Source organism: Mycobacterium sp. NGS49, from assembly GCF_059812565.1.
This window is the reverse complement of record NZ_JCALCX010000129.1, coordinates 1-236: the sequence shown is the minus strand read 5'-3', so window position 1 is coordinate 236 and position 236 is coordinate 1. Positions and strand designations below refer to the sequence as shown.

Sequence of the window (236 nt, the reverse complement as noted above, 5' to 3'; positions counted from 1 at the left end):
CTATTGGTATCGGAATTTGCGTGAGCCGGTGCAGTTCGAGCGGGCCACTCGCGGGTTGATCGAGCAGGGGTGTCGGGCGTTGATCGAGTTGGGTCCGCATCCGGTGTTGGCGGTGGCGATGACCGAGACGGTCCAGGCCAGCGGTGGAGATGCCACCTCGGTGGCGGTGTTGGGTTCGCTGCGTCGCGAGGACGGTGGTTGGCCGCGCTTTGTCACCTCGCTCGCTGAGGCGCATC

General features: G+C 65.7%; 1 protein-coding gene. It reads left to right on the top strand.

Features of this window, described 5'->3' with window-relative positions; genetic code table 11:
* Window positions 1-236: acyltransferase domain-containing protein (locus AC5Y7D_RS31005; RefSeq protein ID WP_499930023.1), on the top strand; the 236-nt coding region annotated here is incomplete at both ends.